This is a genomic window from Chryseobacterium sp. SIMBA_029 (assembly GCF_046535275.1).
Classification (GTDB): domain Bacteria; phylum Bacteroidota; class Bacteroidia; order Flavobacteriales; family Weeksellaceae; genus Chryseobacterium.
The window spans coordinates 1-245 of sequence record NZ_JAWRXA010000712.1 but is presented as its reverse complement, the minus strand read 5'-3'; the positions used below and the strand labels follow the sequence as shown (position 1 = coordinate 245).

Sequence of the window (245 nt, the reverse complement as noted above, 5' to 3'; positions counted from 1 at the left end):
CATTGTTTTTACAGGAGTAAGCCTTACATTTTCATATTTTTCTGTAAGCCCTAGAGACTGAAGCTCATTCCAGAATTCATCTGTATTAACCACCTCCATAAAGATCATGGTATTATCAACCCAGTCTTTCGCATAATAGTCCTGAAGGTAAAAACCTATTTCTTCTCTTATAAACAGTGATAGTTTGGATTCCAAAACAACTTCTTCAAACCCCAGATCTTTGTAAAATTGTCTGCTGATTTCAA

At 34.7% G+C, this 245-nt stretch carries 1 protein-coding gene; it reads right to left on the bottom strand.

What is annotated here, in order from left to right; translation table 11 throughout:
• Positions 1–245: glyoxalase (locus tag SB679_RS25795; protein ID WP_410705218.1), on the bottom strand; the 245-nt coding region annotated here is incomplete at both ends.